Origin of the sequence: Pseudomonas sp. P135 (assembly GCF_020312125.1) — a bacterium.
In the GTDB taxonomy this organism is placed as follows: domain Bacteria; phylum Pseudomonadota; class Gammaproteobacteria; order Pseudomonadales; family Pseudomonadaceae; genus Aquipseudomonas; species Aquipseudomonas fragariae.
In genome coordinates, this window is record NZ_JAGPYR010000020.1 from 24,617 (window position 1) to 50,654 (window position 26,038).

General features: G+C 55.6%; 23 protein-coding genes, 1 tRNA gene and 1 pseudogene. 8 read left to right on the plus strand and 17 right to left on the minus strand.

What is annotated here, in order from left to right; all coding sequences use genetic code 11:
• The first annotated feature begins 111 nt into the window (after window positions 1-111).
• The 4 genes and pseudogenes from KBY08_RS22560 (at window position 112) to KBY08_RS22575 (ending at window position 3,326) form a co-directional block, all read left to right on the plus strand.
• Window positions 112-762, plus strand: coding sequence for a GNAT family N-acetyltransferase (locus tag KBY08_RS22560; RefSeq protein ID WP_225651263.1), 651 nt, complete (start codon window positions 112-114; stop codon window positions 760-762).
• Window positions 759-1,622: a putative PEP-binding protein gene (locus tag KBY08_RS22565; RefSeq protein ID WP_111522377.1), complete on the plus strand. Its 864-nt coding sequence runs from the start codon at window positions 759-761 to the stop codon at window positions 1,620-1,622. The genes KBY08_RS22560 and KBY08_RS22565 overlap by 4 nt, the downstream gene beginning before the upstream one ends.
• Window positions 1,623-1,851: 229 nt before the next feature.
• Window positions 1,852-2,284: pseudogene (locus KBY08_RS22570) on the plus strand (IS66 family transposase); the annotation flags it as partial.
• Between the two features lie 229 nt (window positions 2,285-2,513).
• Window positions 2,514-3,326 (plus strand): sce7726 family protein, encoded by an 813-nt coding sequence (locus KBY08_RS22575; protein ID WP_111522376.1) that lies wholly within the window; start codon window positions 2,514-2,516, stop codon window positions 3,324-3,326.
• A gap of 77 nt (window positions 3,327-3,403) precedes the next feature.
• Here the strand turns inward: KBY08_RS22575 and KBY08_RS22580 are convergent, their stop codons facing one another.
• Both KBY08_RS22580 and KBY08_RS22585 read right to left on the minus strand, forming a co-directional pair.
• On the minus strand, window positions 3,404-4,471 hold the full coding sequence (locus KBY08_RS22580) for a beta family protein (RefSeq protein ID WP_111522375.1): 1,068 nt from the start codon (window positions 4,469-4,471) through the stop codon (window positions 3,404-3,406).
• Window positions 4,472-4,473: 2 nt separating this feature from the next.
• Window positions 4,474-4,887: a protein gop gene (locus tag KBY08_RS22585; protein WP_146258848.1), complete on the minus strand. Its 414-nt coding sequence runs from the start codon at window positions 4,885-4,887 to the stop codon at window positions 4,474-4,476.
• A 682-nt stretch (window positions 4,888-5,569) separates the two neighbouring features.
• Between KBY08_RS22585 and KBY08_RS22590 the strand changes: the two genes are divergently transcribed.
• Entirely contained in the window at window positions 5,570-6,079 is a 510-nt protein-coding gene (locus KBY08_RS22590; RefSeq protein ID WP_103696482.1) for a hypothetical protein, read from the plus strand.
• A 395-nt stretch (window positions 6,080-6,474) separates the two neighbouring features.
• On the opposite strand, the gene KBY08_RS22595 is transcribed toward KBY08_RS22590, so the two are convergent.
• The 7 genes from KBY08_RS22595 to rpsU all read right to left on the minus strand — a co-directional run bounded on the left by KBY08_RS22595 (window position 6,475) and on the right by rpsU (window position 14,987).
• The gene (locus tag KBY08_RS22595) at window positions 6,475-6,963 is read right to left on the minus strand and encodes a hypothetical protein (RefSeq protein ID WP_225651264.1); all 489 of its coding nucleotides are present in this window, start codon (window positions 6,961-6,963) and stop codon (window positions 6,475-6,477) included.
• A 149-nt stretch (window positions 6,964-7,112) separates the two neighbouring features.
• Window positions 7,113-7,445 carry a type IV secretion system protein gene (locus KBY08_RS22600; protein ID WP_225651265.1) on the minus strand — a complete coding sequence of 111 codons (333 nt, stop codon included), beginning with the start codon at window positions 7,443-7,445 and terminating at the stop codon, window positions 7,113-7,115.
• Between the two features lie 126 nt (window positions 7,446-7,571).
• Window positions 7,572-7,648, minus strand: a tRNA-Ile gene (locus tag KBY08_RS22605).
• A gap of 15 nt (window positions 7,649-7,663) precedes the next feature.
• Complete coding sequence (locus KBY08_RS22610; RefSeq protein ID WP_024642071.1) at window positions 7,664-10,150, minus strand: bifunctional diguanylate cyclase/phosphodiesterase; 2,487 nt, start codon at window positions 10,148-10,150, stop codon at window positions 7,664-7,666.
• Between the two features lie 268 nt (window positions 10,151-10,418).
• A complete protein-coding gene (gene rpoD / locus KBY08_RS22615; protein ID WP_003411788.1) occupies window positions 10,419-12,269 on the minus strand; it encodes an RNA polymerase sigma factor RpoD in 1,851 nt (616 codons plus the stop codon).
• A 67-nt stretch (window positions 12,270-12,336) separates the two neighbouring features.
• Window positions 12,337-14,292 (minus strand): DNA primase, encoded by a 1,956-nt coding sequence (gene dnaG / locus KBY08_RS22620; protein ID WP_032655936.1) that lies wholly within the window; start codon window positions 14,290-14,292, stop codon window positions 12,337-12,339.
• A 479-nt stretch (window positions 14,293-14,771) separates the two neighbouring features.
• The gene (rpsU, locus tag KBY08_RS22625; RefSeq protein WP_002551877.1) at window positions 14,772-14,987 is read right to left on the minus strand and encodes a 30S ribosomal protein S21; all 216 of its coding nucleotides are present in this window, start codon (window positions 14,985-14,987) and stop codon (window positions 14,772-14,774) included.
• Window positions 14,988-15,185: 198 nt separating this feature from the next.
• Here rpsU and tsaD point away from each other — a divergent pair, with 198 nt between their 5' ends.
• The gene (gene tsaD, locus KBY08_RS22630) at window positions 15,186-16,211 is read left to right on the plus strand and encodes a tRNA (adenosine(37)-N6)-threonylcarbamoyltransferase complex transferase subunit TsaD (protein WP_003394970.1); all 1,026 of its coding nucleotides are present in this window, start codon (window positions 15,186-15,188) and stop codon (window positions 16,209-16,211) included.
• Between the two features lie 23 nt (window positions 16,212-16,234).
• Here the strand turns inward: tsaD and plsY are convergent, their stop codons facing one another.
• The gene (gene plsY, locus KBY08_RS22635) at window positions 16,235-16,804 is read right to left on the minus strand and encodes a glycerol-3-phosphate 1-O-acyltransferase PlsY (protein ID WP_003402056.1); all 570 of its coding nucleotides are present in this window, start codon (window positions 16,802-16,804) and stop codon (window positions 16,235-16,237) included.
• Between the two features lie 74 nt (window positions 16,805-16,878).
• On the opposite strand from plsY, the gene folB reads away from it, so the two are divergent.
• Entirely contained in the window at window positions 16,879-17,232 is a 354-nt protein-coding gene (gene folB, locus KBY08_RS22640) for a dihydroneopterin aldolase (RefSeq protein ID WP_003316242.1), read from the plus strand.
• The gene (gene folK / locus KBY08_RS22645; protein ID WP_024642767.1) at window positions 17,223-17,747 is read left to right on the plus strand and encodes a 2-amino-4-hydroxy-6-hydroxymethyldihydropteridine diphosphokinase; all 525 of its coding nucleotides are present in this window, start codon (window positions 17,223-17,225) and stop codon (window positions 17,745-17,747) included. The genes folB and folK overlap by 10 nt, the downstream gene beginning before the upstream one ends.
• 98 nt (window positions 17,748-17,845) lie before the next feature.
• On the opposite strand, the gene KBY08_RS22650 is transcribed toward folK, so the two are convergent.
• From KBY08_RS22650 to apaG, 7 genes are all read right to left on the minus strand, one after another.
• Entirely contained in the window at window positions 17,846-19,072 is a 1,227-nt protein-coding gene (locus KBY08_RS22650) for a multifunctional CCA addition/repair protein (protein ID WP_003402052.1), read from the minus strand.
• Window positions 19,073-19,169: 97 nt separating this feature from the next.
• Entirely contained in the window at window positions 19,170-20,732 is a 1,563-nt protein-coding gene (locus KBY08_RS22655) for a SpoVR family protein (RefSeq protein WP_003402050.1), read from the minus strand.
• Window positions 20,729-22,000, minus strand: coding sequence for a YeaH/YhbH family protein (locus tag KBY08_RS22660; RefSeq protein ID WP_011269137.1), 1,272 nt, complete (start codon window positions 21,998-22,000; stop codon window positions 20,729-20,731). Before KBY08_RS22660 ends, KBY08_RS22655 begins: the two co-directional genes overlap by 4 nt.
• Before the next feature lie 120 nt (window positions 22,001-22,120).
• The gene (locus KBY08_RS22665) at window positions 22,121-24,043 is read right to left on the minus strand and encodes a PrkA family serine protein kinase (RefSeq protein WP_003316247.1); all 1,923 of its coding nucleotides are present in this window, start codon (window positions 24,041-24,043) and stop codon (window positions 22,121-22,123) included.
• A 284-nt stretch (window positions 24,044-24,327) separates the two neighbouring features.
• A complete protein-coding gene (gene glpE, locus KBY08_RS22670) occupies window positions 24,328-24,648 on the minus strand; it encodes a thiosulfate sulfurtransferase GlpE (RefSeq protein WP_003402047.1) in 321 nt (106 codons plus the stop codon).
• A 23-nt stretch (window positions 24,649-24,671) separates the two neighbouring features.
• Window positions 24,672-25,547, minus strand: coding sequence for a symmetrical bis(5'-nucleosyl)-tetraphosphatase (locus tag KBY08_RS22675; RefSeq protein WP_225651266.1), 876 nt, complete (start codon window positions 25,545-25,547; stop codon window positions 24,672-24,674).
• Window positions 25,547-25,927: a Co2+/Mg2+ efflux protein ApaG gene (gene apaG, locus KBY08_RS22680; RefSeq protein WP_024639778.1), complete on the minus strand. Its 381-nt coding sequence runs from the start codon at window positions 25,925-25,927 to the stop codon at window positions 25,547-25,549. Before apaG ends, KBY08_RS22675 begins: the two co-directional genes overlap by 1 nt.
• Window positions 25,928-26,038 lie beyond the last annotated feature (111 nt).

The window sequence follows — 26,038 nt, forward strand, 5'->3', positions numbered from 1 at the left end:
GGTCCGGTCCTTCATCTAGGCCGGTGCCACTACGCAGGATGGACAGAATGGCTGTATCGCATCCGTCACCAGACACGTTCCCAACGCGGCCTCTGTTCCCAAGGGCGTACGTTGTATTTCGATTCACTGGCAGTACTCAAGCGAAAGCGTGAGCTGTGGCACCGGGATGGTGCCAGATTGTTGGTTAAGGTGCCTTTAAGGATTGCTAGCTCCACTTCGGATTTTCTGCTCAGCGGCGGTTTTAAAAAAGTGGTTTCGATCTCGGGGGCGTCTTTGTCTGTTGAGTCTTCACTAGCCTTGAATCCTGCAGCAGAGTGGGCTAACGGTTGGTACTGTGAAGTGGCGAACAGCTCTAGTACATTGGCATCACTGAAAATTTACCAGTGCCTACAGCAACAATGCGATCTTACGCCAGTCCCCTTGTGGGTGTTGAGAGATTGTCACGAGGGAAAGACATTAATATTACGCGATTCGGAAGGAAAAATTGCGGGTGGGGCGACGGTGGTTTTTTTCCGAAACGTTGTGGGGACCTGGGATTTTCTGTTGTTTGGTATGTTTGTGGTTGCTGCTCATCGTGGTCGAGGATTTGGCAAGCGGTTGCTCAGTCAACTGCTTGGTTTACCGGAAGTCTCGAAAAGCCGCACTGGTTTCATAATGCTGGAGAAAGAATTCATCATTGAATTCTATGCGCGGTTCGGATTTATGGCCGCTGATCATTTCTGCTTTTTGTACTGCGACGGATATTCGACGAGGGTTAAATGAATTTCAGATTGTCATTAAGTGGTGAGCTGCCAAAACCATCGGTGGCAGCCCTTTTTACGGGAGTAGGGCTTCTTCGCAGCGAGTTCGTTCTTCGTAGACACGGTGCCAGCCTTCAACAACTTTACGTGCAGGAGGCGCTCACGCAGTACGTCGCTGCGGTATGCGAAAGGTTTGCAGGTAAGCCCGTCTGGTATCGCTTCGCGGACCTGTGGGCCGATGAGGCTGCTACGCTAACCAACGATAAGACCTATAGCGTGGAGCAGAATCCGATGCTCGGCATTAGGGGGCTACGGCGTGCCAGAGTGGATCAGGAAGCATTCCGGCTTGAGCTGGAGATACTCGGGGCGCTAGGCGAACGGTTTGATAACCTGCATATCATTTTCCCGTTCATCCAGGATCATGCAGAGTTCGACTATTTCGCGTCGCTGCTCAGAAAAATGCAGTGGCCTAATAGATATGGGGCGATGCTGGAAGTGCCTTCCGCCTTACTTGAGGTCGAACAGCTCATCAGCAGCGGCGCCAGCAATCTGGTGTTCGGCCTAAATGATCTTTCGTGTTTGACTCTCGGCCAGGATCGTGGGACAGATGCCATAAAATTGCATCCGGCCTTGTGGCGCCTGATCAACCTAGCCATCGCCGACATTTCAGGCCGTTGTGAGTATGGCGTGGCAGGAAAGCTCTCCTCGAAAATTCTAGAGAAGGTCGAGCAGGAAACCGTGGATTATATTTCGTTGCATTATGGTCAGTTGCCGGAGCTGATGAATAATCCTGCATTTCTGGAAATGGAGGATGTGAATCTAGTAACTCAGATCAAACGGCAGACCAATCTGGCTAAACTCAGTTTGAAGCGTGAAACATAGACCGCTTAGACGATCTAATATAATGGGCCGATTTAGGTGTGTCTCGCTCAAAATCATAGGCAGATCTGAAGGATCGCTTCTGGCCGATTTCGTATCAACAATCAGCTGGGCGAGCATTGCGTCGCCCTCTAAGGCTTTGTCACTACGAGAAATTAGAACGCCTTCGCCCCCGGTGATGAGCTGTATTATCCAAAAGGAGAAGGTGGCCGAGCGTGAACCCAACGGTGTCTGCGATGAGCAGCGCTACATCGGCCTTCAGGAAAAAAGCTTGCCTGAGCTGGCGAAGCTGAAAGCATGGATGGATAAAACGCAGCCGGAGGTCACGGCACAAAGTGCCTTGGGTAAAGCGGTGAATTATCTGGCCAACAACTGGACCCGGCTAGAGCGTCATATCGAAGCTGGTTTTTACCCATCGACAATAACGCTGCCGAACGAGCAATCAGAGCGTTTGCCATAGGAAGAAAAGCGTGGCTGTTCAGCGACACGCCAAAGGCGGCATAGCCAGCGCCCAGATCTACAGCCTGGTCGAGACCGCCAAACTCAACGGCCAACAGCCTTATACGTGGCTGCGCCACGTACTCGAGCGTTTGCCACATGCTGCATCGGTAGAAGATTACGAAGCCCTGCTGCCGTGGAGCTGCTCGCCAGAGATACCTCTCTAACTAAACCAGATCTCATTTTTTGCTAGGTGGGGTTCGTGGCGCGTATACTATCCACTTATCTACGAATTACGTTGCAAGGAGTAAAATCGTCTGCAATTTTTTATTTAGGTATACGGTTTTGGACCGCTCTTTAAAAACGAGGACGTTGAGGTGTCGGACGAATAGGTCTCGACAAACAATAAAAACAGATCTATGATAAGAATTTACGTTAACTTTTAGTGAGTTTAAGATGCTCAGAGAGCATGATATTAAAATGGCGCTAATTGTTCGGCTGCATCAGAAAGGCATGCTTGATAATGCTGTGCTGATTAACGAAATGGTTGTAGCGAAATGGAGCAGAAGAGCCGACCTGGCTTTAGTCAATGAGACCCTTCAAGCGTTCGAGATCAAGAGCGATTACGACTCGCTCAAGCGGTTGGACGGACAGCTCGCGACTTTTAATAGCCGTTTTGAAAAAGTCACCGTTGTATGCGCTTCCAAGTTTACAATTGAAGTTCTAAATAAAGTGCCCCGTGAGGTAGAGGTTTTAGAGGTATCAAAAAACGATGACTCTGTTTCTTTTAAAATTGTTCAGCGAGGAAAAACTCGTAATTTAAAAGATAAGAAAATTCTTCTGAGTTTTTTGCTTAAAAAGGAGATTCGAGCTCTTCTTAAGGGCAGAACCGTTTCAGATGTGGTTGATTTGAATCGTGAACTGATGGAGGTTGAGTGCCTGAAGCTGCCCGTCAGTGTGATTAGAAACTTTGTACTTTGTACTGTCAAGTCTAGATATCGTGAAACTTCAAATCGTTTGATTGAAAAACTTGACGGTCCGTCGGTTTTATTGAATGCCGATTTGCATTTGTTAAGCAAAAAAAAATTAGCAAGAAGCTCTGAATTCAAAGAATTGAAGTTTCGAGATTTTGATAGTTTCTTAGGTTCGGCTGGCATTATTAAGCTGGATTTTTCACAGCTTAAAATGAAGTACGGCGAGGTACTAGTTACGGCACCTAGTTTCGCGATTAAGAGGCTAGTAAAGAATAAAGTGTCTGAGGTGATTTGACTGTCGCCTGCTCACGTCAGTTATGTGCTTTTCCTTTGAAAAACAGGCTACAGTATTATCTGTAGCCTGACGCTCTGCTAGTAGAAATCGTCATCTTCTTCAACTGGATTTTCAGCTATAGTATCAGATAGCAGTATTTGCCTCGATATATGCATGTTAACCCTTACAGCGATCCATTTCGCAGGGCTACCCATGCCCTCAATTTCACCATTTGCTGCATTTTTTATCATTCCAGCGCCCCAGCTGTCGTCTTCAGCCAAGTCAGGGTACTCTTTAAGGATGGCACGCGCGGCGTCGATATAACCGCTTGAGTCTTCTCCTGATCTACGTTCAAAGTACCAAGAGTCATCGAATGGCAAGTCAATGCGTGGTACATATCGACCGCCAGTCTCATCATAAACAACCGCATGGATAGACCCATGATCGCCATATATACAGATGTCACGTCCACCTATTGTCTGAAATAGTTCACGTTCGATGATATCAATCTCTCCACTTCGACCATCTTCTCGGCAGAATGTCGTCACAGTGCTAGGGAAGCTTGTCGATAAAACACTGATAATAGTTTCAGGAATTTCTTGTCTGAGCTGATTGATCGCGCTGACGGCTGCAGTTGTTACGATAGGGATATTGCCCCGGATATAGCCTAAGTCAATGAATACGATTGCCTTTTCTGGACTGTCCAAAGTTGCAAGTGAACTAATAACCTTTTGGATGTCTCGCTGGGGGTTGGTGATTCGAAATGCCAAGGAGTTCTTAGTGGTTTCAAATTCACGAGCTTGCATTGTAATATCGCGTATTCTTGCACTGTCAGTAATTTGCACGACAGGAACGATATTATCTTTTTGTGAAACAAAATTTCTCCACGCTGAAAAATTGTTTTCCGGAGAAAGTAGGCTTGCGCTGTTTTCACAATGATGCTTGCTCTCTCGAGTAACATCAAGAATGAATGGCAGATCACCCATTGCATCCACGACCTTATCTAATGAGACCTGTATATCTTCCGATCGTGGCCACTTACCTAGAGTGATTAACGGTACGATCTTTTCCTTTTCGTGACGGGTAAGCTGTTTCAGTCCGCCCAGTTCTGCCGCCCTTGTACGCAAAGCGGGATAATAGCCATAGCGCTCAAAATCTACGTACATCCTTACTCTCCTTGTTCAACACTAAAGTCGGGGCTTGACCTTGCCCTTGGTATAGCCTGAGCCTCTATCTTTGTAGAGGCTAAATAGGCTGCAATACTTCTCAGACTATCTCTTTCGTTTTCGGCTGAAGATAGTTCGTTAACCAGCTTTTTGATTTCAACATTTTTTTGTTGGCCTTCATTGATTAGACGATCAGAAGTTTTTTCAAATGCATTGCTGATTGTAGAAAGCTGTTGGTTAAAGAAAGACATCTGGCGTTTTATAACTAAGTGGGTTGTACTACCCACCAAAAATGCGGCTGCCCAGCCTGAGCATGTTAGAAGCCACTCTGAAAGCGTGCTGTCCTTTAAGAAGCTAGTTAAAATAGTTATTAAAGTCCCTCCGATGCCAATAACTCCATAAATATGATTCAACACTGCTCTACGCACTCCGTTTCGTAAAATTCAATATCGAGAAGTTGGCAAACAACAGGCTAGGCTTGTGAGGCTCAGACGAATGGATCATGTGACGAACCTTTGGGATATGTCAATTGGCTATTGCTTTTATTTCTTCATGAGCAATTGTCTCAGGCTACAGGTCGAACTATGTGAGCTATGCTGCTGTCTCGAGAATGTATCTCAATGTCTCCTGATTTTGCTGCATTCGGAGCCACAATTCCGATTTGATCACTAGGGTATGCTTCATCCAAGGCCGTGGGAGCTGCGTTGATCGGTAGGCATCTCCCAGGCGGATTACTTTGGCCAGCGAGGGGGCAAATCTATCCCGCACAACGACTCGCAGTCACCTTACGAGGTGGGACGGTGTGAAATCGGAAACGAGCGGCGTGTCTGCATTTCGCTTGTGCTGTGGGCATGCCAGCGCACATGCGGAGCGGCGATAGGCGGAACCCCTTGGGAGTTTAAATTGAAATTTGAGATTATCTGGCGAACAAAGCAACACGTGAGGCTTGCGAGCTGAATACGGCGGCCCACATTCGAGCTGTGACCTCTTCCCAATGCTTTAGCATTTGAGGTGGCGTTGATGCGTGCTACCCAATTGAGGCTATGATTGATCGATCCATCGGATTGTCACGGATTGTCACGTGAGGATTATTAGCATATGAGTGAATTTCCTAAAGCAGCGACTGTCTTTGCTGCCTCGACGCCGCGTTTTGTCGGCAAGTTTCCTGACAATGACTCAGAGGAGCTATGGGTAGCGGATATCAAGGCATGTGTGCCGGGCGGCATATGTCAGGTTTTCAGAAATGTGATGTTTGTTGAGGCTCAGGGAGCAGCATATATCTTTGGAGTCGAGAATGAGGACGGCCGCCCCATAGGTGTCAGAGCCGAATTAGCTGAGCGACAACAAGACTTTGTCGACTTTCTGCGAGAGCAAAACGAAATCATGGATCGCTCTATAGGAGGCTTTGGCGCACTGTTTCAGGGTTCAGAATACGCTAGCGAGGCTAGGGTGACCGCCGCATATATGATTCATCGAAAACATCTGAAATACCTCGCCCTCGGTTACCGGAATCGTGAGGGTGAGTATTTACGTGAAAAATTTGATGACTCAAATGAGTTTCTTGAAAGTGCTCGCTCGATGTTGTCTTTCGACGAACTGGACCGCTGATCTGTAGCAATTCAAATAGTCGCATCCGGACATGACAGACCTCTCGGCCCAGCGAGTACTTCTTGGATATCTGGCTGTTGGTGGTCCGATGGAGCTGCTTCTTGACCGTGGAGCTTTAACCTGACGATCCGAGCGACAGTTACTCATCCATGACCGCTCTGGAAGGCGTCCGTCCACCCGCTTTTCCAAGGTCTGAGGATGTCTTCGCTTCATGTTTGTTGAGAATTGCTCGAAGGGTCGTGCGTGTAACGAATATCGGCAGAGGATCAGTGAGACCGCTTTGATCATCTAAGAATCGTGGCTCTGCACTAGGTGTCGGCTTTTCCATGATTTGCTCTCGAGTCTAAATGAGGCAGATATCCGCCGCAGCTCCGTTGCGGCGGTTTCCGTAATATTTAATCCGGAGTAGGATCTCTGTTAATGAAATCTGCAAACTCATCGGATCCGCTCACACTATCACCGTCGAACCTTTCGGTCTTGTCGGAAAGGGACGCTTTGCTGTTCTCATTGATCGAAGCCGCGACCCTGCCGCCCGCCGTATCTGCTACCGCTGCACTGGCTCGACTGCTTATGCTCTGGCCCACTTGTTCAGCGATGAGCGCCCCGGCACTTGCTGCCAACCTTCCAGTCTGGGCCACTCTCGAAGCATAGCCTGTATTCTGTCCATTGCCCATGGCTTGCCCAAAAGCCGATTGTCCCGAACCACTCGCTGTGTCCTGCTCGCTGCCGGAACCATATTCAAAGTTACCTGTGTCAGTGGAGCCGCTGTCCATGTGAGCTTCGGCAGCTTTAAAGGCAGCCTTGAGTGCTGAAGTGCCTCCAGCTATCTCGTTGGCTACCGCCAACGCGGTGCTCGCTGCCGAAGATACGGTAGAAGCAGCCATGGTCGCTGCTCCTATCGTAGCTCCAGCGCCGAAACTACCGATGTCTGAAGTCTGCCCTCCAGAGCTGATGATGCCGGCAAGCATTGGAGGTAGCTTATTGACCAAGGTGAGCAATACCACGGATGCGACCAGGAGTACGCATAGGCTATTCAGGTCAGGCGTCCCAACTGAAAAGGCCTGGTAGTACTGGTCCAAAAAAGATTTCCTACACCGATCAGAAACGTCATGGTGAAAAGTTGGATGCCGACGCCAAGTACAGTTTTGTAGTAGTTGATCGCTATATCCGAGGTCCATTGGCTACCGCCAAACCCTAGAAGGAAGATCCCGGCGTAGGCCAGCAACCATGCCGAGATGAGCAGCAGAAGCATGTTCAGCGCGATCAGTGCAAGGATCACCGGCACTGCGATAGCTGTTAGGAGTATCAAGGTGCTGACCGGGTATAGCGATGAGGCTGGTTTGCTGACTGTGGTGAGGATACTCAAGCCGTTCTCTACGGTGCTTGATGGCGAAAGTCCGTTCTATGGCACAGAAGCCTATGCCCAAGAAGCCTGTATTCGCGGCGTTCCACCCAAAAACAAAAAAGCCGCGCAATGCGCGGCTTTCAAAGATGGTGGGCCCACACGGACTCGAACCGTGGACCAAAGGATTATGAGTCCTCTGCTCTAACCAACTGAGCTATGGGCCCTCAGTAGGTCGCGGATTATAACGGCGGTTTCGCGGCTGTGCTATCCGAAAAGTCCGAAAGATTCATCAGAAGAAATCTTGCGCGGAATTCTTCGGCGTCGAGGGGCAGGCTGATGATGTAGCCCTGGATCTGTTCGCAGCCTTCGCTGGTCAGGAATTGCTGCTGTTCGCTGTTCTCCACGCCCTCGGCGATCACGGTCAGTTGCAGGCTGCGCCCAAGGGCGATGATGGCGCGGACGATAGCGGCGTCGTGGGTGTCTTCCGGCAGGCCGCGGACGAAGGACTGGTCGATCTTGAGGATGTCCAGTGGCAGGCGTTTGAGGTAGCTCAGTGAGGAGTAGCCGGTGCCGAAGTCGTCGATCGCCAGTTGCACGCCGAGTGTTTTCAATTGGTGCAGCACGGCCAGTGCTTCCTGGGTCTGGCTCATGATGAAGTTTTCGGTGATCTCCAGTTGCAGGCAACCGGGTTCCAGGCCGTTGTCCGTGAGCAGCTGTTCGATGCGTTCGAGCAGGTTGGTCTGGCGCAGTTGCGCGCCTGCCAGGTTCACCGACAGCGGGCCGAACGGCTGACAGGTCTTGCGCCATACACCCATCTGGCGGCAGGCCTGCTCCAGCACCCAGTCGCCGATCTGCAGGATCATGCCGTTTTCTTCAGCCAGGGGAATGAAGTGCTCGGGCGGCACTTCGCCAAAGGTTGGGTGGTTCCAGCGGATCAGGGCTTCTGCGCCTGCCATTGTGTGGGTCAGCAGGTCGATTTTGGGCTGGTAGGCCAGTGTCAGTTGATTGCGCTCCAGAGCTCTTCTCAGTTCCTGCTCGAGGGCGATGCGCTCGCTGGCCTGGTCACTGAGGTCGCAGGTATAGCTTTCGACCCGGTTGCGGCCTTTTGCCTTGGAGCGGTACATCGCCGCATCGGCATTTTTGACCAGCGTGGCCACGTCGGTGCCGTCGGTGGGGAACACGCAACTGCCGATGCTGGGGCTGATGTAGAGCTCATGTTCGCCAGCTTCAAAGGGCGTGCTGAAGCAGGCCAGTAATTTATTGGCGATGGCCTGTGCGTCGCTGGTTTGCAGCAGGCCGGGCAGCAGGACGATGAACTCGTCGCCACCCAGGCGTGCAACGGTGTCGATGTCGCGCAGGGTCTCCTTGAGCCGGTGTGCGATGCCTTTGAGCAGCAGATCGCCGACCGGGTGGCCCAGGCTGTCATTGATGTGCTTGAAGCGGTCCAGATCGAGAAACAGAACTGCACCGAGGCTGCCGGATTCTTCGCTGTGCAGCAGAGCGGCTTGAAGCCTGCTCTCGAACAGTATTCGGTTGGGCAGGCCGGTGAGCGGGTCATGATGCGCCTGGTAGTCGAGCCGCGCCTGTGCTTGTTTGAGGCTGGAGATATCGGCGAACACGGCGACGAAGTGGGTCAAGAGGTTGTCTTTGTTGCGCACGGCGCTGATGGTCAGCCAACTCGGGTAAAGCTCGCCGTTCTTTCGACGGTTGCTGATTTCGCCCTGCCAGTGGCCCTCGGCTGCCAGTTGATGCCACATCGCGGCATAGAACGCGCTGTCGTGTTGGCCAGAGGCAAGCAGGCGAGGGGTCTGGCCGATGGCTTCACTTTCGCTGTAGCCAGTGATTTCCGTGAACGCGCGGTTGACGGCGCTGATGCTCTGGTCGGTATTGGTGATGAGCACACCTTCGGCAGTGCTCTCGAAAACTGTCGCCGCCAGATGGAGCTTCTCCTGCATTTGCCTGCTTTCGGTGATATCCCGGGTAATCGTCAGCAGACAGTCTTCACCCGAAATGATGAGGGGTTGAGAGGACAGTTCGCACAGTCGAATATCACCATTGTTGTGACGAATCCGGACCCGCAAGTCCTTGACGAAGCCATGCTTTTTCATACGTTCGATGAGCTTTGAACGCTCGCTCAGGTCGACCCAGATGCCCAGCTCGAATGTCGAGTGGTCAAGGCAGTACTTTTCGCTATACCCGGTCAAGCGGCAGAACCCCTCGTTGACCTCCAGAAGCATGCCGTCCTGCTGCCGGGTAATCGCCATCCCCTCAGGCGAGGCATGAAAGGCTTTGGCGAACTTCTCTTCGGAAAGCTGTAATTGTTGTCGGGCCAGTTTGAGCTGGGTGATGTCACGCACTATCACCAGCACGGCGGGTATCGGGCTATGCTCGAACGGCTGGGCGGACATGAGTCCTGAAAAGGTTTCGCCGTTTTTGCGCCGAAAGGGTATCTCCAGATTATGGATATCGCCGGTCTGCAATTGCAGCAAGACTTTTGGGCCGATGCCTGGCACTGCCCACAGATTCAGTTCTGTGGGTGTCTTGCCAATCACTTCATCAAGGGGGATACCGGTTCGCTCTACGAACGCTTCGTTAGCATCCATGATGTGCCCGTCAGCAAGGCTGACGATAAGCATGGCATCCGGGCATTGAGCGAAGATCGAGGCGAATTTCCCCTCGGACAGGCATGACGCTTCCCGGTCACTGGTGTTGATTACTCCACGCATATGCGGCTTACGTCCGTGTCTGACTATCGCTGATGATGGTGTGGCGTAACCTTGTAACTACAATGATCCAAGGCTTGATTAGAAGAGCGCTGGTGTCTGGTGTGATACATAGTTGTAGGTCAATTTTTCAGGCGCTGCAATTAGACTGATGTCTGACCTCTTATTGATTCGGTGAATTGACAACTGGGCCTGCAAATTTTGAATTTTCTTCTGCCCGGAAACGCAAAACCCCCGGCATGCCGGGGGTTTTGTTGACTCGCGGGTGCGATTACTCGTCGAGGAACGAGCGCAGGTGCTCGCTTCTTGTCGGGTGACGCAGCTTGCGCAGTGCCTTGGCTTCGATCTGACGAATCCGCTCGCGGGTCACGTCAAACTGCTTACCAACCTCTTCAAGCGTGTGGTCGGTATTCATGTCGATGCCGAAGCGCATGCGCAGAACCTTGGCTTCACGGGCGGTAAGGCCCGACAGCACTTCGCGTGTCGCTTCTTTGAGGCTTTCAACAGTGGCGACATCGATTGGCGACTGCATGGTCGAGTCTTCGATGAAGTCACCCAGGTGCGAATCTTCGTCGTCACCGATCGGGGTTTCCATGGAGATCGGCTCTTTCGCGATCTTCAATACCTTGCGGATTTTATCCTCAGGCATTTCCATGCGTTCGCCCAGCTCTTCCGGGGTCGGTTCGCGACCCATTTCCTGCAACATCTGCCGGGAAATACGGTTGAGCTTGTTGATCGTCTCGATCATGTGCACCGGAATACGAATGGTGCGTGCCTGGTCGGCAATCGAGCGAGTGATCGCCTGACGGATCCACCAGGTGGCATAAGTCGAGAACTTGTAGCCACGACGGTATTCGAACTTGTCCACAGCCTTCATCAAGCCGATGTTGCCTTCCTGGATCAGATCGAGGAATTGCAGACCACGGTTGGTGTACTTCTTGGCGATGGAGATCACCAGACGCAAGTTCGCTTCAACCATCTCTTTCTTCGCGCGGCGGGCCTTGGCCTCACCGATCGACATGCGACGGTTGATGTCCTTGATCTCGGCGATTTTCAGGCCGGTCTCTTCTTCCAGTGCAGACAGCTTCTGCTGGCAACGCTGGATGTCAGGCTGCAGGCGACCGATGGCTTCGGCGTATTTGCTCTTGCCCTTGGCCAGTGCGTCAGTCCAGCTTTCGTCGACTTCGTTGCCCGGGAACTGGCGCAGGAAGTCGGCGCGCGGCATACGTGCATCACGTACACACAGCTGCATGATGGCGCGTTCCTGGGCGCGAAGACGCTCGAGGGCACCGCGTACACGCTCTACCAGGCCTTCAAACTGTTTTGGAACCAGTTTGATCGGCATGAACAGTTCGGCCAGTGCAACCATTTCGGCAATGGCGTGCTTGTCGTCGCGACCAAATTTCTTCAGGGCCTTGCGGGTGATTTCCATTTGATCGGAAACCGCACCGAAGCGCTGCTGGGCGATGACCGGATCAGGACCGCTCTCGACCTCGTCTTCTTCGTCGCTGGCGTCTGCCGACTCTTCCTCGTCGTCATCGGCACCTTCGGCTTTGACTGCTTTGGGGTCGACAGGCGGCGGGACTTCGGCAGGCGGCGCAATGCCGTCGTCCGGGTCGATATAGCCGCTCAGAACATCGGAAAGGCGACCGCCTTCACTGGTGACGCGTGTGTATTCGGAGAGAATGTGGTCAACCGTGCCTGGGAAGTGCGCAATTGCGCCCATCACTTCACGGATGCCTTCTTCGATACGTTTGGCGATTTCGATTTCGCCTTCACGGGTCAGAAGTTCAACGGTGCCCATTTCCCGCATGTACATACGAACAGGATCGGTGGTACGACCGATGTCGGTCTCGACCGCTGCCAACGCTGCAGCCGCTTCTTCTGCGGCTGCCTCGTCGGTATCGGCGTCGGCCAGCATCAAGGCGTCCGCATCCGGAGCACTCTCGTGTACCGGGATCCCCATGTCGTTGATCATGCGGATGATGTCTTCCACCTGCTCGGGATCTGAAATATCCTCGGGCAAGTGGTCGTTGACCTCTGCGTAAGTCAGATACTTCTGCTCACGACCCAGGGTGATCAACTCTTTGATACGAGATTGCTGTTGCGCTTTTCCGGACATAACACCCTATCCACTGAAGGTCTTGGCGGGCAAAAAACAAGCCGAGGATTATACCCGAGCTATGACCTCACGCGCCAGTTGAGGTCGGGGTTTGTGCGGGAACATTGCGATTTAGCAGTTCCCTAAGCTGAATTTTCTCTTCTGCGCTCAGCTCGGTCTGCCGAGCCTTGCTGATCAGATGTTCCAGACTGCGCTCGCGCTGGCGAGCGGATAAGCTAGTTATAGTGTCGAAAAACTGTTGTTCAAGGTTATCGGCCTCAATCAGCCATTCCTTTTCTGCCAGAGCACGCAGCAAGCGGCCCTGTTCAGTCCCGTGCCATCGCGCTATCAACTGTAACGACCGAAGGTTCGGATTCTTTTGCCGGGCTTCGATAAGAGCGACCAGCAGTTGTGCGTTGGATTGGTCTTCTGCAGCGAAATGGCTGGCATTTTCGACCTTTTCCGCCAATTCGGGGTGATGCAGCAAGGTTCTCAGTGCGGCCTGCATGGGCGGCTCGACGGCGGTGGGTACACGCGGCGTTCGAGGTTCGAAGTCCTGGCGCTTGCCTTTTTTGCCCCAGGATTTGTTGTCCCATTTTTTTTGATTCTGACCGCCGGTTTTCTTTTGCGTCCATTCCTGCTGAGGCTCGTAACCGCCTTGTGGCTGGTAATCGGCAAAATCAGGCATGGCGTCGTAGTCGACGTACGGGTCGTAACTCGGTGGCGCCTCTGCCGGCGCGCTCTGTACCAGCTGGCTGACGGCCTCGCCGGTCAGCCCGGTAATTTCGGTCAGGCGCTGACGCATCAGAATACGCAGGTTCGCGCCGGGCACCTTGTCGATCAATGGCGCCGCGAGGGTGGCCATGTGCGCCTTGCCCTCCAGCGAACGCGGGTCGGACTCTTTGGTCAGTTGCTCGAAAAAATAATCGGCCAGCGGCTGCGCGTGCTGATTGATGCGTGCCTTGAACGCGTCGGTGCCTTCGGAGCGCACCAGCGTGTCCGGGTCTTCGCCTTCGGGAAGAAACAGAAAGCGCGCCCGGCGTCCATCCTGCAGGTTCGACAGGGTCGCTTCCAGCGCACGCCATGCAGCGTTGCGTCCGGCCTGATCGCCGTCGAAGCAGAACAGCACGTTGGGCACCACCCTGAACAGGCGCTTCAAATGCTCTTCGCTGGTTGCTGTGCCCAGAGTCGCCACGGCATTGCGCAAGCCTTGCTGGGCCAGGGCGATGACGTCCATGTAGCCTTCAACGACGATGATTTCATCGAGGTTGCGATTGAATTTGCGCGCCTCGAACAGCCCGTACAGCTCCTGACCCTTGTGGAACACCGGTGTTTCCGGGGAGTTCAGGTACTTGGGTTTGTCATCACCCAGTACGCGGCCGCCAAAGGCGATGACTCGCCCGCGCGAATCACGGATCGGAAACATCACCCGGTCGCGGAAGCGGTCGTAGCGTTTGCCGGTTTCGGCGTTCTCGATCAGCAGCCCGGCATCGATCATCACCTTTTGCTGCAAGGAGTCGCTGCTCAGGTGCTTGTACAGGTTGTCCCAGCCGGGAGGGGCGAAGCCCAGGCCAAAGTCTCTGGCGATTTCGCCGGACAGCCCGCGGCCCTTGAGGTAATCCACCGCTGCCTTGCGTGACGGGTGGCTTTTCAGGGCCTGCCGATAGAACTCGGCGGCGGCGGTCAGCAGCGGGTAGAGCGGGGAATCGGTCGGTTGCCGAGGCTTCTGGCCTTTTACGCTTTGTTCGCGAGGCACTTCCATGCCGGCGGCCTTGGCCAGGTCTTCGACAGCCTGGGGGAAGTCCAGGTTGTCGTGGTCCATGATGAAGCCGAGCGCGTTGCCACCTGCGCCGCAACCGAAGCAGTAATAGAATTGCTTGTCCGGGCTGACGCTGAAAGAGGGGGTTTTCTCTTTGTGGAACGGGCAGCACGCGGTGTAATTCTTCCCGGCTTTCTTGAGCTGCACGCGCGAACTGACAACATCGACAATATCGGTGCGGTTCAGAAGGTCGTCGATAAAGCTCTGGGGAATCAGCCCGGCCATGGCGTTCTCATCATTCAAGCGTGGTGCAAAAGTATCGGACGACTCTACGAGCGTTCCGTCAGCCTGTCAGCCGTCTTTTTTGAAGACGTCGGCAATAAACGGGCACGTCTTTGCATCCGAAGGACGGTGTTGGCCTGAAAGGAATAAAGCTTGATCCTGCGAGAGGATCGGAAAGGCCACAAACTTCGCTGCCCACGCGAGTGGTCAGAGCCTGGGGACACGGAAGACGCTGCCTTGGCTGAGCTTCTTGCGAAGTCATCAAGGCATACTCGTCTTGTCATCGGTCGATGTGCTGCCCGAGTGGGCATGACCGATGTAGCCTGTGAACAGGCTGGACGTGCTTGAATGAATGTCTGAGTCGCATCGGCGGCCTGGACAGGGTCAATCAATAAAGCGAACGCAAAACAGCGAAGCTGTAACTGCCGACAGCCCGGCTGGTTGGCCGGGCAAGGCAGAAGCTTGCGACGAAGGTCTGTAAATTAATACAGACGAACGGCGCGGCGCTGTTCGCGCTGGACTTTCTTGGCGTGGCGTTTGACAGCAGCTGCTGCCTTGCGCTTACGCTCCGAAGTCGGCTTCTCGTAAAATTCGCGGCTACGAACTTCAGCCAGAACACCGGCTTTTTCGCAGGAGCGCTTGAAACGACGCAGAGCTACGTCGAAGGGTTCGTTCTCTTTAACTTTGACGGCTGGCATCCAGAGCTACCTTCATTCATTACCGGGGTCAACGCTCAGTGCAAACACTGCACAAAAGTACGTCGGTTTTTAAGGGTTGCGGATGTTAACCCCTCATTGAGAGGAATGCAAAGCCTCTGATCGAAAACCGCTGGTCGGCACCTCGGTCGGCGACTATTATGCGCGCCTTCAAATCTGCCCCCTACAAGGCGCAACCCCATGCTAGTACTGGGATTAGAAACCTCCTGCGACGAAACCGGCGTCGCGTTATACGACAGCGAACGCGGTTTGCTTGCGGACGCATTATTCAGCCAGATCGACCTGCACCGTGCCTATGGCGGTGTGGTGCCGGAGCTGGCTTCGCGCGATCACGTCAAGCGCATGCTGCCTCTGATTCGCCAGACACTGGCCGAGGCGGACTGCGTGGCCACTGATATCGACGCCATTGCCTACACGGCCGGCCCTGGCTTGGTCGGCGCCTTGCTGGTCGGCGCTTCGTGCGCTCAGGCGCTGGCGTTCGCCTGGGATATCCCGGCGCTGGGCGTGCATCACATGGAAGGTCATCTGCTGGCCCCGATGCTGGAAGAAAACCCGCCACAGTTCCCGTTCGTCGCCTTGCTGGTGTCGGGCGGCCATACGCAACTGGTGCGCGTCGACGGCATCGGTCAGTACGAACTGCTGGGCGAGACGCTGGATGATGCCGCAGGCGAGGCCTTCGACAAGACCGCCAAGATGATGGGCATGCAGTACCCCGGCGGCCCGGAGATTTCAAAGGCGGCCATGCAGGGTGTGGCGGGGCGGTTTGTCTTCCCTCGGCCGATGACCGATCGTCCCGGGCTGGAATTCAGCTTCAGCGGCCTGAAAACCTCTGCGCTCAATACCTGGCAGCAATGCCGGAATGCTGGAGACGACAGTGAGCAAACCCGCTGCGACATCGCTCTGGCCTTCCAGCAGGCGGTAGTGGAGACTTTGACCATCAAATGCAAGCGCGCGCTCAAGCAGACCGGCCTCAAGAGCCTGGTGATTGCCGGTGGCGTCAGCGCCAACAAGGCACTGCGCGCTTCGCTGGAAAGCATGCTTGGCGACCTGCGCGGCCATGTCTATTACGCACGGCCCGAGTTTTGTACCGATAACGGCGCGATGATCGCGTTTGCCGGGTGCCAGCGTTTGCAGGTCGGGCAGAAGGAAGATTTGAGCATCAGCGTGCAGGCACGCTGGCCCATGGAGCAGTTGTCGGGGCTGTGACGGCAGACCAGGCGGGGTACGCCTCAGAAATGTCGTTCGCGCCCGGCGAGCAGGTCGCGTAGATTGCCGCGATGGCGCCAGACGATGAGCAGGGTCAACACGCTCATCGGCAGCAGCGCATGAGGCTCCTGCCACGCCAGCAATGGCAGGGTCAGGGGTGTGGCGATCAGGGCGGCAAGCGAGCTGGTGCGGGTCAGGTAGAGCGTCAGCAGCCAGGCGACTATCGCCAGGGCAGCGGCGGGCGGATACAGGCCCAGCAGCACACCGGCGGCGGTCGCTACGCCTTTGCCACCGCGGAAGCGGAAGTACACCGGGAACAGATGGCCCAGCACTGCGCAGACGCCGATCCAGCCCTGTTGTGCGATGTCCATGCTCAAGGTGCTGGCGATCAGGATCGGTACCAGGCCTTTGCAGAGGTCGCCGAGCAGGGTCAGGATGGCGAGTTTTTTCCCGGCCAGACGCAGCATGTTGGTCGCGCCGGCATTGCCGGAGCCACTGGCGCGCGGGTCCGGCCTGCCGCTCAGGCGGCTGAGCAGGATGGCGAAGGACAGCGAGCCAAGCAGGTAGGCGAAGGTGGCCAGTAACCAAAACATGCGAACCATTCCGGGCGAGGATGCCCTGATTCTAACGGCGCATCGCGCCCTTGTCGTGCAGTGGAGAGTAGTGCTTGGACAGAGTTTTCATCGAGGGCCTTGAGGTCGATACGGTCATTGGCGCTTATGACTGGGAGCGTGGCATTCGTCAGTGCCTGCGTCTGGACCTCAGCTTTGCCTGGGACAATCGCCCCGCAGCCGCAGGCGACGATCTGAGCAAGGCCCTCGACTACGCCAGTGTCTCGACACGTATTCAGGCGTTCGCCGAGCAGGCACAGTTCCAGTTGGTGGAGACCTTCGCCGAGCGACTGGCTGAAGTGCTGATGGGTGAATTCAATATTCCCTGGCTGCGCCTGAAACTGACCAAGCCCGGTGCTGTAGCGGCCGCTGCCGGTGTGGGCGTGGAGATCGAGCGCGGATGTCGCTGACGCGGATTTTCCTCGGCCTGGGGAGCAACATCGAGCGTGAGCGCCACCTGATTGCGGGGCTCGATGCGCTGGATGGCTTCCTGACCGATCTGAGCTGTTCGCCGGTTTTTGAAAGCCATGCCGTGGGTATCAAGAGCGGGCCGTTCTTCAATCTCGTCGTATCGGCGCTGACTGATTTGCCCCTGATGGAGCTGGATCGTCGCCTGAAATTCATCGAAGCGGACAATGGCCGCTACGCCCCGGATCGCAAAGGGTTGCCGCTGGATATCGATGTGCTGCTGTACGGCGAGCAGGTCGGTAATTTCGACGGGCTGATCTTGCCTAGGGCGGAAATTCTGAAGAATGCCTTTGTGTTGCGGCCATTGGCGTTGATTGCCCCTGAACGTCTGCATCCCGGTGTGGGCATTGCCTTCAGCAAACTCTGGGCTGACGCGCAGATTGATCAGCAGCTTTGGCCGGTGGCGTTTGAGTGGCGTGGGTTGGCGCTGACGCCTGAGGTTTTGCTGCGTAGCTGAGGTCATCCTCGTCTTTCAGCCCGAGTGCAGAGCGTCCATGGCTGCGCATAGGTACGAAAAGTGCTCTCCCGGACACCTCTCGTTCCTCACGCTCCGCGTCACACAGTGCTGGTCTTGTAGGTTTTCAGTGCCTTCAAGCGCTCGTTCTTCAGCGCGTCACCCAGTTCCTTGCCCTTCAGACCCTGTTCCAGCAACGGCTGTACTGATACCGCGCGTGCGGCCTCGGCGGCGCCGCGCAGGTAGTCGGCCTGTGGATAACTGCGTTGTTCGAAGCCGTGACGTCCTCGGGCGTCCATCTCGCACGCCGCAATGAACTCTTCAAAGCGCTGCGGGCGGCGGTAGACGTCGAAGCTTTGCAGCAACTCCAGCAGGGTCGAAGGTTTCAACTCCAGCGCGCGGTGGCCGTGGGTATGGTACTGGCCGACCAGCAGCGCCAGTTCCTGGCAGTCCCTCGGCACACGAAAACGCTCGTTGACCGCTTTTATCAGGCGCAGGCCGGTGTGTTCATGAGCGATGTGCCTTGGCCATTCGGCTTCCGGCGTCAGCCCTTTGCCAAGGTCGTGCAGCAAGCAGGCCCAGCGCACCGTCAGCGGGTGTTTGTGGCGTGCGGATTGCTCAAGAACACTTAGCACGTGTACGCCAGTGTCTATTTCCGGGTGATGCGCCGCCGGCTGCGGTACACCGAACAACGCTTCGACTTCGGGCATCAGCTCTTTGAGCGCGCCGCAGTCGTGCAGCACCTGAATGAACACCTGAGGCTGTTCTTCCATGAGCGCGCGCGAGATTTCCTTCCAGCTTCGCTCGGCAGTCAGCGCCTTGAGTTCGCCCGATTCACTGAGCTGTCGCATCAGCCCAAGGGTCTCGGGCGCGATGGTAAAACCGTAACCGGCGTAGCGTGCGGCGAATCGCGCCACACGCAAGACCCGGAGCGGATCTTCGGCGAAAGCGGGGGAAACGTGACGTAATATCCGCGCTTCCAAGTCCTTCTGGCCGTTGTAGGGATCGGTTAAATTACCGTCCTTGTCTTCAGCCATGGCGTTGATCGTCAGGTCACGCCGAATCAAATCCTGCTCAAGCGTTACCTCGGGGCTGGCGTGGAAAACAAAGCCCCCGTAGCCCACGCCGCTCTTGCGCTCGGTGCGCGCCAGCGCGTATTCCTCATTGGTCAGCGGATGCAGAAACACCGGGAAATCTGTACCAACCGGGCGATAGCCCTTGATCAGCATGTCCTCGGTGCTTGCGCCGACCACGACCCAGTCGATGTCCGTGACAGGTTGACCCAGAAGACGGTCGCGTACAGCACCGCCCACTTTATAAATCTGCATAAAAAGCCTCCGTAAGCGCGACAGGATAAACCTTGTGTCGTACTTGCGGAGGCTAAAGCTGCATGAACAAGCGTTTAAAACCCTATTCCCCTAGTGCTTAAAGGTGAACGACCGCCATATCAAGCCGGGGATATTCACTGTCGGCATGCTCGCCTTTCGGGGGGACGTGATGAGTCTTGACCACCTGATCGCCCTGCAGGGTTTCCAGGTGGATGTCAAAGCCCCACAGCCGGTGCAGGTGCTTGAGCACCTCGTCTGTCGAGTCACCGAGTGGTTTGCGATTGTGCTGTTGATGGCGCAGGGTCAGCGAGCGATCGCCTCGGCGGTCGATGCTGTAGATCTGCACATTGGGCTCCCGATTGCCCAGGTTGTACTGCGCAGCGAGTATTTCGCGAATGGTCCGATAGCCGTTTTCATCATGAATGGCGGGCACCAGCAGGTCCTCCTGCTGGTCGTCGTCCATGATGCTAAACAGCTTGAGGTCGCGAATCACCTTGGGCGACAGGTACTGGAGGATGAAGCTCTCGTCCTTGAAGCTGGTCATTGCGAATTTGATCGCCGTGAGCCAGTCGCTGCCGGCAATTTCCGGAAACCACTGGCGGTCTTCGTCAGTAGGGTTTTCGCACATCCGGCGGATGTCCTGATACATGGCAAAGCCCAGCGCGTAGGGATTGATACCGCTGTAATACGGACTGTCGAAACCGGGCTGGAAAATCACGCTGGTGTGCGACTGCAGGAACTCCATCATGAAGCCGTCGGTGACCAGGCCTTCGTCGTACAGATCATTCATCAGCGTGTAATGCCAGAACGTCGCCCAGCCTTCGTTCATCACCTGGGTCTGGCGCTGTGGATAGAAATACTGCGCGATCTTGCGCACGATGCGCACCACTTCACGCTGCCATGGCTCCAGCAGCGGGGCGTGTTTCTCGATGAAGTAGAGAATGTTTTCCTGCGGCTCTGCCGGAAAGCGCGCGTTGTCTTCCTTGCTGCTCTTGTCGGCACTTTTCGGGATGGTGCGCCACAGGTCGTTGATTTGCCGCTGAAGGTGCTCCTCCCGGTCCTTCTGCCGACGCCGCTCCTCTTCGGCGGAAATCGGGTAGGGGCGCTTGTAGCGATCCACCCCGTAGTTCATCAGTGCATGGCAGGAGTCGAGCAAGTCCTCCACGGCATCGATGCCATGCCGTTCCTCACATTGCATGATGTACTGCTTGGCAAACACCAGGTAATCGATGATCGAGCTGGCGTCGGTCCAGGTGCGAAACAGGTAGTTGCCCTTGAAGAAGCTGTTATGGCCATAGCACGCATGAGCCACGACCAGCGCCTGCATGCAGATGGTGTTCTCTTCCATCAGGTAGGCGATGCACGGGTCGGAGTTGATGACGATCTCGTAGGCCAGGCCCATCTGGCCTCGCGAATAGGATTTTTCCGTGCTGAGGAAGTGTTTGCCGTAGGACCAGTGGTGATAGCCCAAAGGCATACCCACCGAGGCATAGGCATCCATCATCTGCTCGGCCGTGATCACTTCGATCTGGTTGGGGTAGGTGTCCAGCGCATACCGCTCGGCAATCCTGCCGATTTCGCGGTCGTAGGCGCGGATCAGTTCGAATGTCCACTCTGACCCCGTGGAGAGGGGTTGGCGCTTCTGCTCTCTGGCGGTCATGACACTAACCTTCGCTGAAAGAGTTCGCGGAATACCGGGTAGATATCACCGGCAGAGACCAGCTGTTGCTGGGCAAACGTGTCGGCAAAATCTTCACCGATGCGTTCGTACTCATACCACAAGGCCTGATGCTCACGCGGCGTGATTTCCACGTACGTGTAGTACTGCACGAAGGGCATGATCTGTTTGGTGAGGATTTCCCGGCAGATGGGCGAATCATCGTTCCAGTTGTCGCCATCCGACGCTTGTGCCGCGTAGATATTCCAGTCACTGCTCGGGTAGCGTGCGGCCATGATTTCCTGCATCAGTTTCAAGGCGCTGGAAACGATGGTGCCGCCGGTTTCCCGGGAATAGAAAAACTCTTCCTCGTCCACTTCGCGGGCGCTGGTGTGGTGACGAATGAAGACCACGTCGATCTTGTCGTAGTTACGTTTGAGGAACAGGTACAGCAGGATGAAGAAGCGCTTGGCGATGTCCTTGGTCGCCTGGGTCATGGAACCGGAGACGTCCATCAGGCAGAACATGACCGCTTTGGAGCTGGGGTTGGGTTGCTTGACCAGCAGGTTGTACTTGAGGTCGAAGGTGTCGAGGTAGGGCACACGACGAATGCGTGCCTTCAGTCGGTCGATCTCTACTTCCAGTTCCTGAATGTCACCAAAGTTATCCGGCTCTTCGCGCTTCATGCGTTCAAGCTCGGCGGTCGCTTCCCTGAGTTTCGCCCGGCTGCTGCCGGACAGTGCAATGCGGCGTGCATGTGCCGAGCGCAGCGTACGGATGATGTTGATCCGCGACGGGTTGCCCTCGTTGCTGATCCCGGCGCGCACAGTCTTGAAGGTGTCGGTGCCGGTCAGGTTGCGCTTGACCAGATTCGGCAGCTCCAGGTCTTCGAACATGAATTCGAGAAATTCTTCCTGAGTAATCTGAAACGAAAACTCATCCATCCCTTCGCCGGAGTTGCCTGCCTTGCCGGGGCCTTTGCCGCCACCGCCGCCTTGAGGGCGGGCGATGTGCTCACCTGTGGTGAACTCCTTGTTGCCAGGATGAACAACGGTCTGCTTGCCGCCGCGACCGTGATGCAGGACCGGTTCGTCGATGTCACGTCCGGGAATGCTGATCTGCTCGCCGTGTTCCATGTCAGTGATGGAGCGTCGGCTGACCGCTTCCTCCACTGCCTTCTTGATGTGGTCACGGTAACGCCGCAGAAACCGCTGGCGGTTTACCGTGCTCTTGTTCTTGCCGTTGAGACGTCGGTCGATCACATAGCTCATAGGCTCCTCCGGGGAGCTTCAAGTTGTAAGCCTCAAGCTGCAGGCGAGCCGCGATGAATCCCGAGCCCGGGGGGTGATCGCTTTTCGCCTGCAGCTGATAGCTTGAAGCTTGCAGCTGCTTTACTGCGATTTCCGCACGCGCAGATACCATTCGGAAAGCAGACGTACCTGCTTGTCCGTGTAGCCCCTCTCGACCATTCGTGTCACGAAGTCGTTGTGCTTCTGCTGATCCTCTTTGCTGGCCTTGGCATTGAAGCTGATAACGGGCAGGAGGTCCTCGGTGTTGGAGAACATTTTCTTCTCGATCACCACCCGCAGCTTCTCGTAGCTGAGCCAGGTCGGGTTCTTGCCGTTGTTGTTGGCGCGGGCACGCAGCACGAAATTGACGATTTCGTTGCGGAAATCTTTCGGGTTGCTGATGCCAGCCGGTTTCTCGATCTTTTCCAGTTCCTCGTTCAAGGCCACACGGTTGAGAATCTCGCCGGTTTCCGGATCGCGGTATTCCTGATCCTGAATCCAGAAGTCTGCATACAGCACGTAACGGTCGAAAATGTTCTGACCGTACTCGCTGTAGGATTCCAGGTACGCCGTCTGGATTTCCTTGCCGATGAACTCGATATAGCGCGGTGCCAGGTATTCCTTGATAAAGCGCAGATAACGCTCGCGCGTTTCGGCGGGGAACTGCTCCTGTTCGATCTGCTGTTCCAGCACGTAAAGCAGATGCACCGGGTTGGCGGCGATTTCGTGCGGATCGAAGTTGAAGACCTTGGACAGAATCTTGAACGCGAAGCGGGTAGACAGACCATTCATGCCTTCGTCGACGCCCGCGCTGTCGCGGTATTCCTGGATCGACTTGGCTTTCGGGTCGGTGTCTTTCAGGTTCTCGCCGTCATACACGCGCATCTTGGAGTAGATGTTGGAGTTGTCCGGCTCTTTGAGGCGCGACAGCGTGGTGAACTGCGCAAGCATTTTCAGGGTGTCCGGCGCGCAGTGCGCCTTGGACAGCGAGCTGTTGAACAGCAGCTTGTCGTAGATCTTGATCTCGTCGCTGACACGCAGGCAATACGGCACCTTCACGATGTAGATACGGTCGATGAAGGCTTCGTTGTTCTTGTTGTTGCGGAAGCTGTGCCATTCCGACTCGTTGGAGTGCGCCAGCAGGATACCGGTGAACGGGATCGCGCCCAGCCCTTCGGTACTGTTGTAGTTGCCTTCCTGGGTTGCGGTAAGCAGCGGATGAAGGACCTTGATCGGTGCCTTGAACATCTCGACGAATTCCATCAGGCCCTGGTTGGCCCGGCACAGCGCGCCCGAGTAGCTGTAGGCGTCGGCGTCGTTCTGCGGGAATTCTTCCAGTTTGCGGATATCCACCTTGCCGACCAGCGCAGAGATGTCCTGGTTGTTTTCGTCGCCAGGCTCGGTTTTCGCCACGGCAATCTGGTTGAGAATCGACGGATAGAGCTTCACCACCTTGAACTGGCTGATGTCGCCGCCGAACTCGGCCAGGCGTTTGGTCGCCCAGGGCGACATGATGGTGCTCAGGTAGCGTCGCGGAATCCCGAAGTCTTCTTCGAGAATCGCGCCGTCCTCCGTGGCGTTGAACAGGCCCAAGGGCGACTCGAAGACTGGCGAGCCCTTGATGGCGTAGAACGGGACTTTTTCGATCAGTTGCTTGAGTTTTTCCGCCAGGGACGATTTACCGCCACCCACCGGGCCGAGCAGATACAGGATTTGCTTCTTCTCTTCCAGGCCTTGGGCGGCATGGCGGAAATACGAAACGATCTGGTCGATGCATTCTTCCATTCCGTGGAAGTCGGCAAAGGCCGGATAGCGGCGTATGACCTTGTTGGAGAAAATGCGCGACAGCCTGGAGTTGGTGGAGGTATCCACCAGTTCAGGTTCGCCGATAGCCAGCAGAAGACGTTCTGCGGCAGAGGCATAGGCGCTGCGGTCCTGTTTGCAGAGCTCAAGGTACTCCTGTAGCGAGAGCTCTTCTTGCCTCGTGCTTTCGAAGCGTTGTTGGAAGTGGCTGAATATACTCATGACGTCACCTCGCTCGATACGTGGAGCCGGCGGCGGATCGTCAGTCGATGCTGGCAGCAGCCGCTTAACGGCCACTGTTTCCCCCCAGAACACCCTAAAAGTAACTACCGATGACCCACGCGCCGGTGTACCGGCTCTCCCCTGAATACGGATGGCCTAGGCTAAGGATAGTTCGGATTCGGAAAGATAAAGAAGGGATGCGCGAGAAGACGGGCTGACCGTTCGTCAGATGGCTCGCGAGCCCGCGTAGAACGCGGGATCAGCTGTCATAAAAATATTTTCTATCAGCCTTGCACGGTTTCTTGTGGGTAAGTGGCGCGCCACAGCTCGAAACCACCGTCCACGCTGTACACATCGGAGAAACCCTGGCTGACCAGATAGGCTGCAGCGCTCTGGCTGGAGTTGCCGTGGTAGCAGACGACCACCAGCGGCTTGTCCAGGTCGGCTTCGCGGATGAAGTCGGCGATCGAGTGGTTGTCCAGATGCACGGAATCGGGAATGTGATTGCTCTCGAAAGCCTGCGGATCCCGGACATCGACCAGCACGGCGCCTTGCTCGCGCAGAGCCTGGGCCTGTTCGGGTGGGATACGTTTGAATTCAGTCATTGCCTGGGCTCCTGAGCCTGAGGTTACGGAAGGGGAGTAGCGCCGGGTTGCACTCGGGTAACAAGCCCGTCTGCGGCATTGCCCATAGCATCGCAATTGCACTGATGGCGTTCAAGCGTATCGACATTGAGCAGCGTCATCGAACCGCCCCAGACACATCCGCTGTCCAGGGCAAAGACGTCCGGTTCGTCGCAGCGACCTTCAAGCGCAGCCCAGTGGCCGAAAATGATTTTCACGTCGCGGGTCTTGCGGCTCTGGTGGCTGAACCAGGGCGCGTAGCCAGGTATCGCGGTGCCGACCCCTTCCTTGCTCTTCAGATCGAGCTTGCCGTCGCTGGTGCAGAAGCGCATACGCGTGAAGTAGTTGGTGATGACCCGCAGACGCGTCACGCCTTGCAGGTCGTTGTCCCACCTGGTCGGTTCATTGCCGTACATGCCGTCAAGAAAGGCGCCGTACAACTGCTCGTCCTGCAGCGCGTGCTCGACTTCGGCAGCGTGCTTCAAAGCCTTTTTCAGCGTCCACTGTGGTGCGATACCGGCATGCGCCATGGCGACATTGCGTTGAGCATCGTAATGCATGAGTTTTTGCCGACGCACCCAGCCGAGCAGGTCGTCACGGTCAGGCGCTTCAAGGATTTCAAGCAGCGTGTCGCCTTTTTTCAGCAGCTCTTTTTTGCGCGCCACTGCCAGCAGGTGCAGGTCATGATTCCCCAGCACGCACACCAGCGATTCGCGAAGGCCGTACAGGTAGCGAAGCGTTTCCAGCGATTGCGGACCACGGTTGACGAGGTCACCTACCAGCCAGAGGCGATCCTGCTCCGGGTTGAAGTGAACGTGCTCGAGCAGGCATTGCAGAGGTTCGAGGCAGCCTTGCAGGTCACCCACGGCGTACACCGCCATCAGTGCAGCGAGCCCGGAACGGCCAGCCGGAATGGCTCGATGACGGCATCGAAGCGTTTGCCGTCTTCGGCCAGCATCTGATAGGTGCCCTGCATGTTGCCGACCTTGGTGGTCATGACCGTACCACTGCTGTAGGTATGGCTGTGGCCGTTCTTGATCAGTGGCTGCTGGCCAACCACGCCTTCGCCACGCACTTCCTCGACATTGCCATCACCGTCGGTTATGACCCAGTGCCGCGACAGGAGCCGGGCAGGTAACTCGCCGTTGTTGTGCACGGTGATGGTGTAGGCGAAAGCGAAGCGGTTCTGCTCGGGTTGTGATTGTTCCGAGAGGAAGCGTGTGACGACGCTGACGTCGACCTTGTAACGAGAATCGGGCATGCAATAGGCCTTGAAATCCATAGCTGCGAAAAAAGGGCGTGTGCGGCAGGTAGATCAGTCTAGGACAAGTAAGCGGAAAATGACGACTGAGCCTGCCGTTTACTTGTCCCC

Bases quoted from the DNA above. Each gene is read 5' to 3' on its own strand.
- KBY08_RS22660 (WP_011269137.1), bottom strand. From the start codon at position 22,000: ATGAGCTATGTGATCGACCGACGTCTCAACGGCAAGAACAAGAGCACG.
- apaG (WP_024639778.1), bottom strand. From the start codon at position 25,927: ATGCCCGATTCTCGTTACAAGGTCGACGTCAGCGTCGTCACACGCTTC.
- KBY08_RS22565 (WP_111522377.1), top strand. From the start codon at position 759: ATGAATTTCAGATTGTCATTAAGTGGTGAGCTGCCAAAACCATCGGTG.
- KBY08_RS22590 (WP_103696482.1), top strand. From the start codon at position 5,570: ATGAGTGAATTTCCTAAAGCAGCGACTGTCTTTGCTGCCTCGACGCCG.
- plsY (WP_003402056.1), bottom strand. From the start codon at position 16,804: ATGTTTTGGTTACTGGCCACCTTCGCCTACCTGCTTGGCTCGCTGTCC.
- KBY08_RS22665 (WP_003316247.1), bottom strand. From the start codon at position 24,043: ATGAGTATATTCAGCCACTTCCAACAACGCTTCGAAAGCACGAGGCAA.
- KBY08_RS22610 (WP_024642071.1), bottom strand. From the start codon at position 10,150: ATGCGTGGAGTAATCAACACCAGTGACCGGGAAGCGTCATGCCTGTCC.
- KBY08_RS22650 (WP_003402052.1), bottom strand. From the start codon at position 19,072: ATGCAGATTTATAAAGTGGGCGGTGCTGTACGCGACCGTCTTCTGGGT.
- KBY08_RS22675 (WP_225651266.1), bottom strand. From the start codon at position 25,547: ATGGCGGTGTACGCCGTGGGTGACCTGCAAGGCTGCCTCGAACCTCTG.
- tsaD (WP_003394970.1), top strand. From the start codon at position 15,186: ATGCTAGTACTGGGATTAGAAACCTCCTGCGACGAAACCGGCGTCGCG.
- KBY08_RS22580 (WP_111522375.1), bottom strand. From the start codon at position 4,471: ATGTACGTAGATTTTGAGCGCTATGGCTATTATCCCGCTTTGCGTACA.
- KBY08_RS22655 (WP_003402050.1), bottom strand. From the start codon at position 20,732: ATGACCGCCAGAGAGCAGAAGCGCCAACCCCTCTCCACGGGGTCAGAG.
- dnaG (WP_032655936.1), bottom strand. From the start codon at position 14,292: ATGGCCGGGCTGATTCCCCAGAGCTTTATCGACGACCTTCTGAACCGC.
- KBY08_RS22595 (WP_225651264.1), bottom strand. From the start codon at position 6,963: ATGGCTGCTTCTACCGTATCTTCGGCAGCGAGCACCGCGTTGGCGGTA.
- folK (WP_024642767.1), top strand. From the start codon at position 17,223: ATGTCGCTGACGCGGATTTTCCTCGGCCTGGGGAGCAACATCGAGCGT.
- KBY08_RS22575 (WP_111522376.1), top strand. From the start codon at position 2,514: ATGCTCAGAGAGCATGATATTAAAATGGCGCTAATTGTTCGGCTGCAT.
- glpE (WP_003402047.1), bottom strand. From the start codon at position 24,648: ATGACTGAATTCAAACGTATCCCACCCGAACAGGCCCAGGCTCTGCGC.
- rpoD (WP_003411788.1), bottom strand. From the start codon at position 12,269: ATGTCCGGAAAAGCGCAACAGCAATCTCGTATCAAAGAGTTGATCACC.
- rpsU (WP_002551877.1), bottom strand. From the start codon at position 14,987: ATGCCAGCCGTCAAAGTTAAAGAGAACGAACCCTTCGACGTAGCTCTG.